This window comes from Novosphingobium sp. CECT 9465, from assembly GCF_920987055.1.
In the GTDB taxonomy this organism is placed as follows: domain Bacteria; phylum Pseudomonadota; class Alphaproteobacteria; order Sphingomonadales; family Sphingomonadaceae; genus Novosphingobium.
Window position 1 is genome coordinate 2122479 of sequence record NZ_CAKLBX010000001.1, and the last position, 17706, is coordinate 2140184.

A 17706-nucleotide genomic window follows, 5' to 3' on the forward strand; every position below is an offset into this window, starting at 1 on the left:
CCTCTAGCATGCCCGCGCCTTCCCTTGCCAGAGGGCAAGCGCCTTTACTCTTGCGCCGCATCGGCTTGCACGGTGGCAGGTGGACCAGCAAACAGCGGCGGCGCCAGCCGCTCCGCCAGGAAAATTTCAATTGCCCGCGCAACGGTTCCGGCAAACCCCTTGCGCCATGCCTTGTCGCGCATGTCGCGCGCATCGTCGGGATTGCTGATATATCCTGCCTCGATCAGCGCCGATGGCAGATCGAGCGATTTGAGCACGATGAACGCCGCCTCGCGCTGCGGCTGCTTGTGAAACGCGATCTGCTGTTCACCCTCGCGCACCACCAGCTCGCCAAAGCGCTGCGAACGACCACGCATTTCGCGCCGGGCAAGATCGATCAGGATCGAAGAGACCACCTCGCCTTTGCCCGCCAGCACCACGCCGTTCACGCTGTCGGCACGATTTTCCCGCGCCGCCAGTGCCTCAGCCACCGAATCGGATGCCTTGTCCGACAGTGTATAGACGGTTGCCCCGCGCGCCGCGTCGGATTGCGCGGCATCGGCGTGGACCGATATGAACAGGTCTGCGCCCAGCCGCCGCGCAATATCCGCGCGCTCTTCCAGCACCAGGAATCTGTCGGTATCGCGGGTCAGCGCCACGCGCACACGCCCTTGCGCCAACAGGGCATCGCGCACCGAACGGGCGAGCAGCAGCGTCAGATCCTTCTCGCGTTCACCGCCCTGTCCACTCGCGCCGGGATCGTGGCCGCCATGCCCGGCATCGATCACCACCAGCGGACGGCTGGCATCGGGCGGCCCTTCGACCGGCGGCAAACCGATCCGGCTTTCGGCGCCCGGCATTGCCAGTCGCACCACGTAATGCGGCTCTGCCGATGCCAGTCCGGCAGAGAGCAAGGCCCATAGCGCGGCCGCCGCCACGAACGGCGCTGCAGCAACTGCAACTAGTGTACCCCGATCTTCCATCCGCATAATGCTATGCCCTGACGCCTTGGCCGCGGTCCAGTGCGAAATGCCGATCATAGTTAACGGTTGGGTAAGGCCGTCCATGCAACATGGGCTGTCCGCGTTCCGACGCGCGATGCCCGTCGCTGGTGCCCGCCATTGTTTTAATTGCCGCTTTGCAATTGGGGTGCTAGCAATGTTTTACCGGGGCAAGCCAGCAACGGTGCGAACCCTGCCAAGCCGCCAGAAAGCGCTGATTTGCGCCATGGCTGGCCGGGGAAAAGCATAGCTGGCAATGATCCCGTTACCGTGGGGATGAAGATGCGTTCGCGCCCATTCCTCACGTCACAAGGTTGATGCCGTGATGATGAGCTGCGTTTCGTTCCTGCCTGCCAGCCCCGAAGGGGCGGTATCGGCGTGGACGGTCTGCGGCACGCGCACTTCGCCGCGAGTTGTCTTCACAGCAGACGCAAACCAACCGCCGCCGGGCGGCGAGCGACAGGGCAGCACAGGCGCAAAGCCTTGTGTCCCGATGCTCCGATCCGGCAAACCCGCATTCGCGCGCCAGCATGATACAGTCACCGTCTCCGCACGGTCCCTGTCGCAAGGCGCGCGCTTATCCCACAAGATCCGCGCCAGACACGCAGGGGTAACCCGGCGGCGGCGCGGCTGGAGAATTTGTAATGACAACGCGCATGCTTATCGATGCGCGCCACCAGGAAGAAACCCGGGTGGCGGTGCTGAAGGGCAACCGGATTGAGGAGTTCGACTTCGAATCTGCTGATCACAAGCAGATCAAGGGCAATATCTATCTGGCCAAGGTTACACGGGTAGAACCTTCGCTTCAGGCGGCTTTCGTCGATTTCGGCGGCAACCGTCACGGGTTTCTGGCGTTCAGCGAAATCCATCCCGATTATTATCAGATCCCCAAGGAGGACCGCGAGGCTCTTCTGGCGGAAGAAGCCGCCCACGCCGAGGAAGAGGCCGCCCTGCGCGCCGCCGAAGATGGCGAGGACGACGAGGACGATTACGGTGACAACGAAGGTTACGATTCCGATGAAGGCGTGACCGAGGTCGACACTTCGGAAAAGGATCAGGTCGCCACGATCGAAGGTGGCGTCGTCGAAAACGGTTTCGACCATGAAGCCGAAGAAGGCGACGAAAACACTTCTGACCGCAGCAACGACGGCGAAGGCGAAGGCGACGAGGACGGCAACGACAGCGGCAACCGTAGCCGCCAGCGTGGCCGTGGCCGCCGTCAGGGCGGACGTTCGCAGGGCAAGGAAGCCGACGAACTGCGCGCCAAGCGCATGGCCCTTCGCCGCCGTTACAAGATCCAGGACGTGATCCAGCGCCGCCAGGTGCTGCTCGTCCAGGTTGTCAAGGAAGAGCGCGGGAACAAGGGCGCGGCCCTCACCACTTATCTCAGCCTGGCAGGCCGTTATTGCGTGCTCATGCCGAATTCCAGCCATGGCGGCGGCATCAGCCGCAAGATCAGCTCGGCTTCGGATCGCAAGCGCCTCAAGTCGATCATCACCGAGATGGAATTGCCGCGTTCGATGTCGTGCATCGTGCGCACTGCCGGTCTCCAGCGCACCAAGCCTGAAATCAAGCGCGACTTCGATTACCTTGCCCGCCTGTGGGACGAGATTCGCGAACGCACGATCCATTCGGTCGCGCCGGCGCTGATCCATTCGGACTCCGATCTGATCAAGCGCGCCATCCGCGACATCTACAACCGCGAAATCGAAGAAGTCGTGGTCGAGGGCGAATACGGCTATCGCGCAGCCAAGGACTTCATGAAGCTGCTGATGCCCAGCCACGCCAAGCGGGTGCGCCAGTATGCCGATCCGGTGCCGCTGTTCCAGCGCTATGGCGCCGAAGACCAGTTGACCGCAATGTACGATCCGGTCGTGCAGTTGAAGTCGGGCGGTTACCTCGTGATCAACCCGACCGAGGCGCTCGTTTCGATCGACATCAACTCAGGCCGTTCCACCAAGGAACACGGGATCGAGGCGACCGCGCTTTCCACCAACATGGAAGCCGCGCGCGAGATTGCCCGCCAGTTGCGCCTGCGCGACATGGCCGGCCTTGTCGTGATCGACTTCATCGACATGGAATACGGATCTAACATCCGCAAGGTCGAAAAGGCGATGAAGGACGCGCTGCGCAACGATCGCGCGCGCATCCAGGTGGGGCGCATTTCCGGCTTCGGTCTTATGGAAATGAGCCGCCAGCGCCTGCGCACCGGCGTTCTGGAAGCCACCACCCGTGGCTGCCCGCACTGCGATGGCTCAGGCCTCGTCCGCACCGCATCGTCCGCCGGTCTTTCCGCCCTGCGCATGATCGAGGACGAAGCCGCCAAGGGCAAGGGCAATGTCGTCACGCTTTATGCCTCGCAGGAAGCGGCGATCTACGTCCTCAACGCCAAGCGCACCGATCTTGCCGAGATCGAGGAGCGTTATGGCGTGACCGTCGAAGTCATTCCCGAAGGAGAGAATGAAGGCGCCAAGATGCGCGTCGCCTCGCGCGGGCCGCGCCCGGAATTCGTGCCCCGGTTCGAACCGATCCTTGAGCCGGAGGAAGACGATATCGTCGAGGACGATTACGAAGACGTCGAGGAAGAACCGGAAGAGCGCGAGGAACGCCCTGCCCGCGCGCCCCGCCCTGAAAGCGAGGACTCCGCGGATCGTGACGGTCGTCGCAAGCGCCGCAAGCGCCGCCGTGGCCGCAGCCGCGATCGCCGCGATGACGATGGCACCCAGGCCGAAGGCACGGACGCCGAAGATGCCGATGACGAGGGCGAAGCTGAATCCACCGCTGAAACCGTCGAAAGTGGCGAAGCGGAACAGGACGCCGAAACCGAAGCCGAGCGTGGCCAGCGCAAGCGTCGCCGTCGCGGTCGTCGCCGTCGTGGCGGACGTGATGGCGCTGAAGGTCAGGGCACCGAAGGCGAGTTCGAACAGGGCGAAGGCGAGGACGGCACGACTGCCGAAACCGCCGAAGCTCAGGCCGAACCTGCGCCTGTGGTTGAAGCTGAAATCGCGGAAACCGAAGCCGCTCCCGCACCCGTGGCGGAAGAAGCTCCGGCAAAGCCAAAGCGCACCCGCCGCAAGAAGGCCGATGTCGCCGCTGAAGTAGCGCCAGATGCAGAAGCGGTAGCGGAAGAAGCACCTGCTACCATCCCGGAAGCCGAACCCGTGGCAGAAGCCGAATCCGGGGCGGAAGCGGCACCGGCAAAGCCCAAGCGCGCCCCTCGCAAGAAGAAGGCAGAGGCCGCACCCGAAGCCGAACCGGTCGCCGAAACGGCGGCAGACGAAGCACCGGCCAAACCGAAGCGCGCGCCCCGCAAGAAGAAGGTCGAGGCTGTCGCGTCCGATGCGGCGCCTGCCGAAACGGTTACGGCCGAAGCCCCGGTTGCCGAAGTCGTCGAAGAAAGCGCCCCTGCCGCTGCGCCACGCCGTGGCTGGTGGCAGCGCACTTTCGGCGAATGATCGCCGCCTGAACCGCTAACCGAAAGGCCCTCGCCGGATGTCCGGCGGGGGCCTTTTCTTTCGCGATTATGTCGCCGCTTGCAAAACGGCGATAGCACACTCCCCGCTCAACTTACGGCTCGACAAGTCTCGCTCACCTCCCCTGAAGGAAGGGCTGAGGTGGGATTACCACCCCAGTAATTGCAAAAAATATTCGCCTGTCTTTGGGGACTATACCTTTTGCAAACATCACGTCGTCCTTGCGAGAAGGCAAAGCCGACTGAGCAATCCAGAATCGGCGCCCATCGCACCGGATTGCGTCACGCCGTTTCGCGGCACTCCCGTGAAGAACTTGGCCCATAATGTATCCCTCCATTCCCCCATGGAGAATGCACCATCGAACATCGGGACCAACACCTGAACCGCTGTTTACAAACTACAAAATCGCCAAGACAATACCACTCTCAATCAGCTGCTGACCGTTTTCACGGTGCGTTTATGCAGTGCCCGGCCCGGTTCGGCTATCCAGCGGCTGATCTGCCGCCCCGCGCGCATTCCAGGGCGTTCGATCAAAAAGTGCGTTGCAGCAGTGACCAGGAGGACGAGAGCCATGGCTGGCACAATTGCCCAAACAATCGTGGTCAACGCCAACTGCGAAATTAAGGTCTCCGCATCAGTGAACAAGACGTCCAGCAAGATACCGTGCAGCAGATAAATGCCGAACGAGCATTCTCCCAAGACGAGCGCACCACGTCCGCGCAACAAACCGCCCAGACTGTTTCCACACGCCACCGACACAAAGAAAAAGGCAAAAAACGGCAATGACGCTGTGTAGGGCACCGGCGTGATCACAGTGCCGAGCAATAGCGATGCAGGTGCCAGCGCCATCATCGCCGGCGTTGTCATTGCAACCCGCCAAGAGAGCCTCGACTGAAGCTCGTGCGTCAGCATCCCGACGGCAAAAAGGGGAAAGTATTTTGGCTCGACCATCACAAAATGACCGAAAATTTCTGACCAGCTCACAGCCAGACTTATGACCAGCAAGGACACGGGCACAATCCACGTAGGAAGTTGCCGCGCTCGCACCACATCCATGAGTCCTGCGCAAACAGGAAGAAGAAAGAGGTAGAAAACCCATTCATAGCGCAGTGACCACAGCACGTAGGAATTTATTCTGCCGCTGTCGGGATAGCCCAGTACATTAGATTCGCTCCACCCGCTGATCCAATGAACTGCCGCGTTGCCGTACTTAAGAATAGTGAATAACCCCGACACAGTCGGTTCGGTCCGTAAGATAATTATTGCCGTCACCAGAAGGAAAGAGGCTGCTGTCAGTGGAATAATACGAAACACTCGCGAGATGTACACTGTCACCCACGAGGTCGCCCTCAGACCGGCCAGAACCCGCGGATAAAACACCAGCCCCGTTATCATAAAGAATAACCCAACACTGCCAGCTCCCAACTGGTTCAGAAAATGGATCGAAGGTTCAGACCACGCCCCCCCCCCCCCTAGTCACTTGCAGCCAGATGAAAAAGTGATGCACCATCACTGCCAAAGCAAGATAGCCGCGCAAACCGTCAACACACCCGATCCGACGATCTTCGGGCGGGACAGGAAAGCGCGCCCTAGCGAATAGACTTGCAAGATACGTCGTGACGACGACTGCCGCGACGGCAGCAAACATTAGAACTGTGAGGAACTGCGTCATGCTGCACTCCGGCCTATCGATCTGATCGTCCTGCTGTGCTGCGAGCGATCCACACCCCGCCAAAACCCATTTTGCCTTTCAAGCTCGGCACTCCGAGAGTTGGTGATAATCCACTACAACGCTTTCCAATGATTCCAACACCCTTTCGCGTGGCAAATCCTCACGTAGCCTATTCCGGTTGGCTGTCCGTCCGGTGGATCCAGTCAATGCCGATCAACAACGCCGCGCTGCAACTCCATTAAAGCACCATGCCCCCCACCAATGTACAGCCTGCGCCCCCTTGCCCCGCGCGCTGCAATTGCTAAGGACGACTCAGAACAGCCGCAAAAGCACGCGCAACACAGGATATGACGATGGCGACCTTCTCGCTTCCGAAGAACTCCAAGATCACCGGCAAGGCTCGCCATCACGCCGCGGCCACGCAAGGCAAGGTCCGCAAGTTCAAGGTCTATCGTTACGATCCCGACAGCGGCGAAAATCCCCGGTACGACACGTTCGAAATCGATCTCGAACAGTGCGGCCCGATGGTGCTCGATGCGCTGATCAAGATGAAGGGCGAACAGGACCCCACCCTCACGTTCCGCCGCTCCTGCCGTGAAGGCATCTGCGGATCGTGCGCGATGAACATGAACGGCCGCAACGGCCTTGCCTGCACCACCGCGATCGAGGATCTTTCGGGCGAAGTGCGCATCACACCGCTGCCGCATATGGAAGTAATCAAGGACCTCGTCCCCGATTTCACCCATTTCTACGCGCAGTATTCATCGATCCGCCCCTGGCTGCAAACCGTTTCGCCGACGCCTTCGGGTAAGGAGCGCCTGCAATCGCCCGAACAGCGCGAAAAGCTCGATGGGCTTTACGAATGCATTCTCTGCGCCTGCTGCAGCACCTCGTGCCCCAGCTACTGGTGGAATTCCGACAAGTTCCTTGGCCCTGCCATCCTGCTTCAGGCCTACCGCTGGCTGGCCGACAGCCGCGATGAAATGACGGGTGAGCGCCTTGACGAGCTGGAAGATCCCTTCCGCCTCTATCGCTGCCACACCATCATGAACTGCGCGAATGTCTGCCCCAAGGGTCTCTCGCCCGCGCGCGCCATCGCCGAGATCAAGAAGATGCAAGCCGAACGGCTGGTCTGATCTGCATCAAGCCCGCCCGTCGATGACCAGCGTTCTGCAACGCTACCGCGAACTGGTCGCGGGCGGCGAACTCAGGCCCGATGCGGAACAGGCGACCGCTGCTGCAAGGCTTGACGCCTTGCAGCAGGAACTGGAAAGACCACCGGTCTCCGCAGGCTTTCTGGGCAAGCTGCTCGGTCGCAAAGCGTCAATCCCGCAGCCGCGCGGCCTCTACATGTGGGGCGGCGTCGGACGCGGCAAATCGATGCTGATGGATCTGTTTCACGACAATCTGGCCATCGCGGCCAAGCGCCGGGCACATTTCCACGAATTCATGCTCGACGTTCACGCCCGCCTGCGCGAGGAACGCAAGAAGGAAAGCGGCGATCCGATACTCCCCGTCGCCTCCGCCATCGCTGCGGAAACCAGGGTTTTGTGCTTTGACGAAATGGTCGTCAACAACAGCGCCGACGCTATGATCATGAGCCGCCTGTTCACCGCGTTGCTGGTGGAAGGCGGCGTCACCATCGTTACCACATCGAACCGCGCGCCGTCTGATCTGTACAAGAACGGCCTGAACCGGGAGCATTTCCTCCCGTTCATTGCACTGGTCGAAAGCAGGCTCGACGTGGTGACGCTCAACGGGCCAACGGACTACCGTCTCCAGCGCATGCAGGGCGTCGGCACGTGGCACACCCCCGTCGGTCCCGCCTCAACCGAAGCGGTGCGCGAAGCGTTCTTCCGGCTCACCGATTACCCGCCCGAAGACAGCGAACACGTGCCAAGCACTGCACTGGACCTGGGCGGTGGCCGCATGCTGCATGTCCCGAAAAGCCTCAAGGGCGTTGGCGTTTTCAGTTTCAAGCGACTGTGCGGCGAAGCACGCGGCGCGGCCGACTATCTTGCCATTGCCCGCCATTTCCACACGGTGATCGTCGTGGCGATTCCGCGTCTCGGCGCGGACATGCGCAATGAAACGGCACGCTTCATCACCCTGATCGATGCGCTTTACGAACACAAGGTGAAGCTGATCGCCACCGCCGATGCGGAACCTGCGGAACTTTACGACTGGAGCGGCAAGGGCGACGATGAAGGCCGCTTCATGTTTGACCGAACGGTAAGCCGCCTGATGGAAATGCAAAGCCAGGATTATCTGGCACTGGGCCACGGCGAAGACTGAATCACCGCCGTTGGTTAACGGCCACTTTAGGGTTAACGACCCTTTTGCCCCGGTAACCCGGCAAAATCCTGTTAAATCCGAATCGGCAGTCGCGCCCTTACGGCGCAAAAACACGAAAGCGCCGCCGATCAGGTGATCGGGCAGCGCTTCGGTTCAATAGCACTGGTTTTCTAGGAAAAACCGTCCGTTTAAATCAACGGAAGAGCCAGTCCCAAACGCTCCAGGCCAGGTTAAGAGCTGCAAACATCAATGCCTCCATCCACGGGTTGACGTGGATTGGTTAACACCGAGTTAAATGGTTAACAACCCTTAAATCTTTCCAGAATGAACCTGTCCCGTTTTGAGAATGGTTTGACGAAAATCGTTAAAGGCCATTGGCCGTCCCAGATGATAGCCCTGCCCTATATCGCAGCCCAATTGCACTAGCTTTCGCCAGGTTGCTTCGTTCTCGATGCCTTCGGCAACGACAGCCTGACCGAGTGCATGAGCAAGATCGATCGTGCTCTGAACGATCGTCAGTTCGCGTTCATGCGTGAGGATTCTCGAAATAAATCGTCGATCGAGCTTCAATTCATCGCTCGGCAGATCCGCCAGGTAGGCGAGGCTGGCCTCCCCCGTCCCGAAATCATCGATGGACAGCCGAAAACCCAACCCGCGCAATTGCGTCAGGTTGTGCACTGCGGCCGGGCGGTTCCTTACACTGGACGTTTCGGTGATCTCGATCGTCAATTGCGCTGGGTCGATGGCACGCCGGGCAACGATTTCTGCAAGGCTGGGAACCAACCCTGGCTTGTCCACCATTTGCGCCGAAAGATTGACGCTCATCTGCAATCGCTGCCCCATCGCGTTCAGCGCGAGTGCTGCCGTGATCGCCTCTTCCATCGTCCAATAGGTGAGGGCATCGATCCGCCCCGCCCGTTCGGCCTGCAAGATGAACGCATCGGGCGGGATTGGCCCGCGCGTCGGATGATTCCAGCGGATCAGCGCTTCGGCGCCACAAGGCAGGCCGGTACGCATGTCCCACTGGCTCTGATATGCCAGCCAGATCTCGCCGTTGCGCAACCCCTCGTCGATCCGGGCGTGCAACGAAAGTTCCCAGCTGGCTTCGGCAAGGCGGTCGGCTTCGAAAAGCTCGATGGCACGACCGCTGCTCAGGGCATCGTTGGCACTGGCCAAAGCCGAATTGACGCGGGTCAGGGCATCCAGCCCTTCGTTGCGATCAAGGCCGAAATGAATATTTGTATCGAATGTAAATGGGCCGATCTCAAGCGGTGCGGAGAAAAGTGCGCGCAGTCCCTCAAGGTGATCGAGTTGCATGTCGAGCGGACGGGCTTCCTCGGTCCACGCGAAATGGCCGCCCTCACCATTGTAGACGGTCGTGGTCCCCGATCCGACACTGAGACGGCGCGCGATCTGGCGCGCGCACTCACCGTGCAATTCCTTGGGCAGCGTCGCCAGAATCTCCTCGTAGCGCGCGATGACGGCAACGATCACATCCTGTCCAACCGTCAACGGTGAAGCGCTGAGCGCAAGCAGATTCGGCAACCCGGAAGCGCTGGTCAGCTGAACGCGGCGGATGCGATATTGCCACATCCGGGCAAAGCCATAAATCATCACGGCCAGCAGGCCGGCACTGATTTCGACCGATATGCCCAGAGGCTGGGTGAATGTCGGGATCAGGATAACCGAAAGCAGAGCCGACCCGTGGTAGACGACCTTCATGCGCTTGCGCACAGCACGCCTACCGCTTTTTAAGAGCAACCACGCGAAGATGAGCAGCGGCAGCGCGCCCAGTGACAGCGAGAGGTTCTTCGACAGCGCCGAAGCGCCCGCCACGTCAAGATCGATCGGATGCCGCCGCCCGCTACCATAAAAGCCGATGGGGGGAACCGTTCCTTCGAACGTCACAATAACCGTTCGGCCAGTCAGCAGTCCGGGGGTAAAATTCCCCGATGTCAGTGCGCTGGCGCGAATTCTGGGAATGCTGGCCGGGTCGAGCAGAAAATCGGGTCGAAAGGTTGCTTGCAGTCCCGAATCGACATTGGCCAGCGCGGCGGCAAACGTCGGGTAGCTCTTTCCACCAACATCCACGGAATAAGGCGAGGAAATCGCGTAATCGAAGAAGTTGCTGTTCCACGATGAAACCACGACAGGAGCAGCCCCGGAAATCGCGGCATCCGGGATCTGCAGGTCCTTGCTCTCGACCTTGTCCGCGGAAGCGACGAATTTCTCATTCCGAACGACAAATGCCGCATCGGGAGCGAGTTCGCGCACTGCCTGGACGAGTTGCCTGTCGCCTGCGCTGTCCTGGCCGAAATTGACGGGAGCGTCGATAAATACACGATAAGGCATTTGACGGCGGACGGCTTCGAGCACTCCCGCCAGATTGTGCGTCGAAGTCGCCGACGCGTCACGTTTGCTGTCGCTGCCGTCGATGGCTACGATAATGAAAGACTGCGAAGCTTCATGCTTGCCAATCTTGGATCGCGCATTGCGAAATGTATGATCGACGGGTGCAAGCCAATCGCCCGCAAGCGTAAGCAATGCTGGGATGAGCAGCGCGAGATACAGCGGTGTGCGCAGTTTCTTCAGCATGGACCATCGGCGGTTGTTTCTACGCCTGATTAGTCCGCAATGGTGAAGATCGTCTTACCGGGGCAAAGTGATTAACGGTCGATCAACCAAGGTGATCGAGCGATTTCCGCAACATCAACAACTGCCAGATGAGCCGACTGTGATCCGCCGTGCCCGCAATATGCGCCTCGGCCAAGGCTTCTATCCGCGCAGAATCGAACCAGCCTGTTCGCGCCAGCGAGCCTCCAGAGGCCAGGCCGCGTGCCGCTTGGGCAAGTGGCCCCCGCAGCCATTGCGCAATCGGCGTCACGAATCCCATTTTTTGCCTGAACAGCACGTCATCGGGCAGGTAACGACGCATCGTTTGCTTCACGAGCCATTTTCCGGTCGTGCCGCGCACCCGCATTTTTTCCGGCAGCCTGGCCCCGAATTCGATCAGGCGGTGATCAAGCAAAGGTTCACGCGCTTCAAGGCTCACCGCCATGCTGGTGCGATCGACCTTCGTCAGGATATCGCCCGGCAGGTAGAACTTGAGATCGGCGTATTGCGCGCGATCGAGACCGCTTCGTCCCGGAGCGTTGCGCATCAATTCGACAAACGGCTGCTCTGCGCGATATTCGCCTCGCAGACGGCGGAAATCCGGGCTGTAGAGCGTATCGCGCAATTCCGGTGCGGTGACCGCCAGAGCGCGGGCATAGCCGTCCTCTCCATTGGCGGCGAGGCTCAGGAAGGTCGTCTTGGCGCGCAAAGGTCGCGGTGCCCAATCGGCCTTGGGCCACACAGCTCCCAGCGCGCCGAAAACCGGCATACGCAACGCGCCGGGCAGAAACGCGCGCACTTGCTCTTCGCGGTGGTGGAACGTCTGGCGGCGATACCCGGCGAAAGCCTCGTCCGCGCCATCGCCAGACAAGGCGACAGTGACGTGTTCGCGGGCAAGTTCGCAAACGCGGAATGTAGGCAACGCCGATGCGTCGGCGAACGGCTCGTCGAACATGCCTCCAAGCCTGTCCACCAGCGAAAAGTCGTCAGGAGAAACCTTGCGTTTCCAATGCTGTGTATGAAACTGCTGTGCAATCCTGTCAGCATAGGCAGTTTCATCGAATGCGGCGACATCGAAGCCGATCGAGCAGGTCTTCACCGGCGAAGCGCTCGCCTCCGCCATCAGTGCGACAACGCTGGAACTGTCCACCCCGCCCGAAAGGAACGCCCCCAGCGGCACGTCGGCCAGCATGCGCGACGTCACTGCATCACGCATATGGTACAGCAGATGTGCGCCAAGATCATCGGCATTGCCCTTTGCCCGGTCGGCAAAGGACACGTCCCACCACTGTACCGGGACGGGCGCAGGCGCATCATGGCGGAGCAACTGGTAGTGCCCTGCGGCAAGCTTCTCGACCCCTTTGAGGATCGAGCGGTGATCGGGGACATAGCCCCATGCAAGGTAGTCTTCGACGGCCAGTGGATCGATTTCACGCCGAAAGGCAGGATGCGCCAGCAAAGCCTTGAGTTCGGAACCAAATATGATCGAACCATCGGTCAGTCGGGCGGTGAACAGCGGCTTCACGCCCAGGCGGTCGCGCGCCAGCAGCAAAGTGCGCTCTCGCAGATCGTAGAGGGCGAAGGCGAACATGCCGTGCAGGCGCGTCAGGCAATCCGCGCCCCAGTGACGCCAGGCCTGAAGGATGACTTCGGTATCGCCATCGGTACGAAACTTCGCGCCCAGTGCCTGAAGTTCGGTACGCAATGCCTTGAAATTGTAGATTTCCCCATTGAAGACGATAACCGCATCCTGCTCAACCGATGCCATCGGCTGCGGCGATCCGGCAAGGTCGATGATCGACAGGCGGCGGTGCCCCAAACCCACGCCGGGCGCTGTCCAGACGCCCTCACCATCGGGTCCGCGATGGGCGATGGCATCGCACATCATGCGGATGCGATCGGGATCGACCGGCTTGAGACCCTCGGTATGGAAAATTCCGGCTATTCCGCACATGGACCTGCCCTAGCGTCCTGATGCCATACGGTCCATCCACGCATCGACCGGGCCGGTGGCGGCAAGGAACGCGCGGAGGGATTCTTCGGCCGAAGCGCGGCCCGGTACACCGTCTTCGGCGGACAGGATCAGCGTGGCAGTGGTATGCTTCCGCAAAAGCAGCCGATCAACAATATTCTTCAGTTTCAAACGTGTATTGCTGCCTGTCAGGAGGGAGTCTGAACGATAGAATGTTTCAGCCAAGCGATGCACCGGCCCCGCGGTCTGCAAGCGGTCAGCATGGCCCCCAGCCAGCGGCGGCGGTGATTTTTCCCACGCCCACCCACTGTCCAGTGGCAAGGCGCCCTGCCCGAAACCACCTGCTTCGCGGCCTTCTCCCTGCATTGCATAAAGCGCGAACGAGACGTCCACGACGTGTCCCGATGCGTCCTGATAGCGCCCCAGCAGCACATGATCAGCGCCGCTGTGCAGGGGCTGCCAGGCGGTCAAAGGCGTATAGTCCACCTGTTGCCATCCGGTGACGGGGACAAGGACGATCTGCGAGGGTACGCTTGCTTCGAGCCTGTTTGCCCATGCGCCCCATCCGGTAAACGTCAGCGCGAGGACGACCATGACGGCAAGCGCCCCGCCCTGTCCAATGCCGAACCGTGCGACGCGGGTGAACAGCGCGTTGGCATTGATCGCATCGGCATCGATCATGCGATCTTCGATGGCGCGATCGAAGAAGCGCCAGGCGATGGCCATGACCAGCGCCATGACCACGGCGAAGAATATCCAGCCGTAGAAAATGTGATCGAAGCCTGCCGCAAATTCGATTCCGCGATGTTCGGCGATAAAGATCGTGCCCCATGCGCGGATGCCATTGGCGATGATCGGCATGGCGATGCTGAGCGCCATGAACGCGATCCGGCGTGGCCAGGCGCGGAAGCAGACATTGGCGACAAGCGCACCGTAGGCGATCATCGCGATCAGGAATTTTACGCCCGAACACGCCTCGGCCACTTCGAAATAGCCTGCGGGGGTGGTGATGAACACGCCTTCGATGTGGGCGGGGACGCCCGACCAATCTAGCAGGATCATGGTAATCGCCGCGGTGATGGTCTGGAGCGTGGGGATCAGTTCGTCACCTGCGGGCACAAGGAACAGCATGTAGGCAAGCGGAAACAGCAACGCGGCCGACGCCTTTGGCCCCAGCAGGGTCAGGATGCTGGCCTGCATCATCAGCACCACGCCAAGCTGGGTGGCAAGCGAGAGGCCGGCAAAGTGGCCGAGGAGCCAGAAGAAGCCTGCGCCGCCAAACAGTACGAGGCCGGGCCACCACCCTTGCGGGGCAGTGCGCAGGACTTCGCGACCTCTTTGCGCGATCAGCCAGCCGAGGATGAACGGAATCAGTAGGATGTGGTTGTAAGTCGAACTATCCCACCATTGCAGCGCCATCGCCCGCCAATCTGCAAGGAACAGCCCGATGTTGCCGATCCATGCGAGCGCGAGCAGCATGACCGGGCGTTGCCACGCCGGGGGCAATGTGGCCCACGCGCGGGCAAGCGGGGCGTTGAGGGTGGCCTCAGGCAGCGGCACTGGCCTGCCCTTTGTCGTCAAGGCCCAGCAATCCGCCAAGCGGCGCCAGGACGTGGTCCCAACCACATTCGCGGATCACGAAAGCGCGGGCCGAATGGCCGATAGCGGCGGCCCGGACCGGATCGTGCAGCAGGGCCAGCGTCTGGCGGGCAAGTGCCTCAGCACCGTTGGCGACGACAATTTCGAAGCCATCGCGCGCAGGGATGCCGGTGGCGGCTGCGGGCGTGGCGAGGACCGGGCGGGCCATCGCCATGGCTTCGAGCACCTTGTTCTGGACACCGCGCGCAATGGTAAGCGGGGCAGCGACGAGATCTGCCCCGGCGATCCACGGGCGCACATCGAGAACAGCCCCGGTGACACGGGTGCCATTCTGATCATTGAGCGCACGAACCGATGGTGTGGGCGCGCGACCGACGATATTGAAGCGGGCGCTGGCAAATACGCTGCGAATGGCGGGCATGACCCGTTGCGCGAACATTTCAACAGCGGCGACGTTGGGCGGATAGTCCATCTGGCCGGTGAAGGTAATCTGCGGCCCCTCACCTGCCATTTCAGGCGCGCATGGCATGTCGGCGGGATCGAAAAATTCGGTGTCGATGCCGTTGCACAGCGATTGGAGCGTCGGCTCCAAACCCGGCGAGAGCCTTGAGCGGAGCAGTTCGGTTTCTTCGGGCGTCACCAGCAGGCTGGTGCTGGCGCGGCGCGCGGTGAGGCTTTCGTAGCAACTGAGCAGGCGGGCTTCACGCTTGTAAAGAAAGTTGGCGGGGAAGCGCGCCTGCGCGGCGTAGGCTTCGAACTTGGCCGAATCGACATCGACGAAATCCATCACCACGCGCCCTGCGAAAGACGCGGGCACGTATTGCGCCATCTGGCCGGAAAAGACGTAAATGGCCGATATCGGGCGTTCGGCAAGGGTGCGGCTGACGAATTGGTGCAGCGCCTTGTCGGCAAAGGCGGTAAGGCTGACGGGCCTTCCCGTTAGTAGCGCATCAATGCCTGCGACCGGCAACTGTCGCGCGCGGCGGACAAGGCAATGGCTGTGCGAGGCGGCTGCAAGGTCCGGCTCGTAAGCCAGATCGGCTTCATCATCGGCAAAGCAGGCAACATGGACCGGGGCCAAGGCGGCGATGTGGCGCAGGATGTGGCACGAGCGGATCTTGTCGCCACGATCCGGGGGAAAGGGAATGCGATGAGCAAGGAACAGGACCTCGCTCACGCAAGACCCTGCGCGATCAGGGGGCCGATGCGGTTGGCGACCGAAAGCGGCAGTTTCTGCCAGGCGGCAATCTTCGCCTTGTAGCGCGGGCTGAGCGGGTTGACGTCACGCGGGGGGGCGCCATCCGCCGTCCAGTTGGCGTAGGACAGCGGCTGGGGCACAAAGCCCCAGTTGCGCTTGAAGTGATAGGCACCGGTCCCGGTTTTCGAACGTCCGAAATCAAAGCGGTCGCAACCGCGCGCGCGCGCGTGATTCATCAGCGCATAATACATCACATCGTTGGCGCGCATGGTGCGGGCCGCGAACACGCCGCCGCCCCAATAGGGCATGACCGCGCCGCGATGATAGACGCTGAGCACCGAGGCGAGCGGGGTGCCTTCGTGCAGGACAGTGAGGATATCGGCATCGTCGCCGAAGCCATCCATCACCGCATCGAACAGCGCCTTGGGGAACACCGGCGTACCCAGATTGCGCACGGATTCTGCATAGACCGCATAGTGCATCGCGCGCGTATCGGCATCGCTGCCAACACGCACTTTCATATCGTGGCCGAGGCCGCGACGCACTTCGGCGCGCTGTTTGCGCGGAATGGCGAGAAGTTGGGCATCGTCATCGGGGCTGAGCGGATTGACGAAGCCTGCGTGGCTCTCCTGCTTGATATGCCAGCCTGTGCCCGACGGCAGCGGACCGCCGCGCAGTTCAAGGCTGGGGCAATTAAGGCGCACGGCCAGTTCCTGCGCCGCTGCGAACAGGGCGGGATCGGGTTCACCCACCACGCCCCCACCCACGGCAAAGCCGGTCGAGACAAGCGCGCGACCAAATAGCGGGCTGTGCGCTTCGTGCAGGGGCAGGACGCTGCGGATCGCGCCATCCTGTTCGGAAAGAAGAATGTGCGTGGCGTGGCCGGTGGAGCGTTCAACCGCGTCAAGCCATTCGAAGCGGTGAAACGCCGTGGTATCGGGATGATCGGCCAGAAAACGCGCGATTGCCGGGCGATCACCGGGATCGGCAAGGCGCACAGCAATGCGCGAAGGTACGAACGGGGCGTTCATGCCGCGATCCTTGCAGGCGTACGCGTCGCCTCGATGGCGGCGACATCATCCATCCGACCCCAGCGAAACTCGTGGACGAGGCGCGACAGCTTTGCCGCCATGACATCAAGATTGGTGTAGTGGCGCAGACGCGACTTGAGCGGAGCGGTTGCGAAACGTGGCTGGTCCGGGTCGATTTCCCACGGGTGAAAGTAGAACACGGCGGGGCGCTGGTCGCGCAAGTTGACCTGGCGGATCGCCCAGCGCGAGACCGAATAGGGAAGCAGGCGGAAGAACCCGCCGCCGCCTGCCGCCATGCGTCGCCCGGCGACTTCGGCTGTCGTCACCGGAATTTCGATGAAATCGGCGCCTGCAACCGGGCGGAAGGCAAAGCGTGGTGCTTCCCGCCAGCCATAGTGATCGTGGACCACGGGCGCGACTGACGATGAATAGGCATAGCCCTGTTCCGCCAGCACTTCATGCGCCCATGGTGTCCGCGCATCTATCGAGAAACTGGGCGCGCGGTAGCCGGTGACCTGCTGGCCGGTGGTATCTTCAAGCACCTTGCGCGCAAGGGCAATGTCTTCCGCAAAGGCTTCACGGCCCAGCGTGAAGACGCGAGCGTGATCCCAGCCGTGGCTGGCTATTTCGTGGCCTGCATCGGCAATACGACGCATCATTGCCGGATAACGCTGCGCCACCCAGCCGAGCGTGAAGAACGTGCCCTTGACCTTGGCCGCATCGAACAGATCGAGGATATGCGCGCAATTGCGCTCTACCCGGCAATCGAGGCTGTCCCAGTCCTTGCGGTCGATCACGGTTTCGAACGCGCCGACCTGGAACCAGTCCTCCACATCGACGGAAAGCCCGTTGAGTACGGACGGCGCGGTCATC

11 protein-coding genes are annotated in these 17706 nt (G+C 61.3%); 3 read left to right on the plus strand and 8 right to left on the minus strand.

The window, feature by feature from the left end:
* Window positions 1-44 precede the first annotated feature (44 nt).
* Window positions 45-968, minus strand: a complete 924-nt coding sequence (locus LUA85_RS10325) for an N-acetylmuramoyl-L-alanine amidase (protein ID WP_231469384.1) — start codon at window positions 966-968, stop codon at window positions 45-47.
* Window positions 969-1624: 656 nt separating this feature from the next.
* Here LUA85_RS10325 and LUA85_RS10330 point away from each other — a divergent pair.
* Window positions 1625-4435 (plus strand): Rne/Rng family ribonuclease, encoded by a 2811-nt coding sequence (locus LUA85_RS10330; protein ID WP_231469387.1) that lies wholly within the window; start codon window positions 1625-1627, stop codon window positions 4433-4435.
* 447 nt (window positions 4436-4882) lie between these two features.
* Here LUA85_RS10330 and LUA85_RS10335 read toward each other — a convergent pair whose 3' ends face one another.
* Window positions 4883-5896, minus strand: coding sequence for an acyltransferase family protein (locus tag LUA85_RS10335; protein ID WP_371823721.1), 1014 nt, complete (start codon window positions 5894-5896; stop codon window positions 4883-4885).
* A 582-nt stretch (window positions 5897-6478) separates the two neighbouring features.
* Between LUA85_RS10335 and LUA85_RS10340 the strand changes: the two genes are divergently transcribed.
* Together LUA85_RS10340 and zapE are read left to right on the plus strand one after the other, a co-directional pair.
* Window positions 6479-7261, plus strand: coding sequence for a succinate dehydrogenase iron-sulfur subunit (locus LUA85_RS10340; RefSeq protein ID WP_231469392.1), 783 nt, complete (start codon window positions 6479-6481; stop codon window positions 7259-7261).
* 22 nt (window positions 7262-7283) lie between these two features.
* Window positions 7284-8420 (plus strand): cell division protein ZapE, encoded by a 1137-nt coding sequence (gene zapE, locus LUA85_RS10345; protein ID WP_231469395.1) that lies wholly within the window; start codon window positions 7284-7286, stop codon window positions 8418-8420.
* 309 nt (window positions 8421-8729) lie between these two features.
* On the opposite strand, the gene LUA85_RS10350 is transcribed toward zapE, so the two are convergent.
* The 6 genes from LUA85_RS10350 to LUA85_RS10375 form a co-directional block, all read right to left on the minus strand.
* Entirely contained in the window at window positions 8730-11015 is a 2286-nt protein-coding gene (locus tag LUA85_RS10350; RefSeq protein WP_231469398.1) for an EAL domain-containing protein, read from the minus strand.
* 82 nt (window positions 11016-11097) lie between these two features.
* On the minus strand, window positions 11098-12987 hold the full coding sequence (locus tag LUA85_RS10355) for an XrtA/PEP-CTERM system amidotransferase (protein WP_231469401.1): 1890 nt from the start codon (window positions 12985-12987) through the stop codon (window positions 11098-11100).
* A gap of 9 nt (window positions 12988-12996) precedes the next feature.
* Window positions 12997-14484, minus strand: coding sequence for an exosortase A (xrtA, locus tag LUA85_RS10360; protein ID WP_371823722.1), 1488 nt, complete (start codon window positions 14482-14484; stop codon window positions 12997-12999).
* 67 nt (window positions 14485-14551) lie between these two features.
* Window positions 14552-15781 (minus strand): TIGR03087 family PEP-CTERM/XrtA system glycosyltransferase, encoded by a 1230-nt coding sequence (locus LUA85_RS10365; protein ID WP_231469405.1) that lies wholly within the window; start codon window positions 15779-15781, stop codon window positions 14552-14554.
* Window positions 15778-16833, minus strand: coding sequence for a FemAB family XrtA/PEP-CTERM system-associated protein (locus tag LUA85_RS10370; RefSeq protein ID WP_231469407.1), 1056 nt, complete (start codon window positions 16831-16833; stop codon window positions 15778-15780). The genes LUA85_RS10365 and LUA85_RS10370 overlap by 4 nt, the downstream gene beginning before the upstream one ends.
* Window positions 16830-17705 (minus strand): XrtA system polysaccharide deacetylase, encoded by an 876-nt coding sequence (locus LUA85_RS10375; RefSeq protein ID WP_231469409.1) that lies wholly within the window; start codon window positions 17703-17705, stop codon window positions 16830-16832. Before LUA85_RS10375 ends, LUA85_RS10370 begins: the two co-directional genes overlap by 4 nt.
* Window position 17706 lies beyond the last annotated feature (1 nt).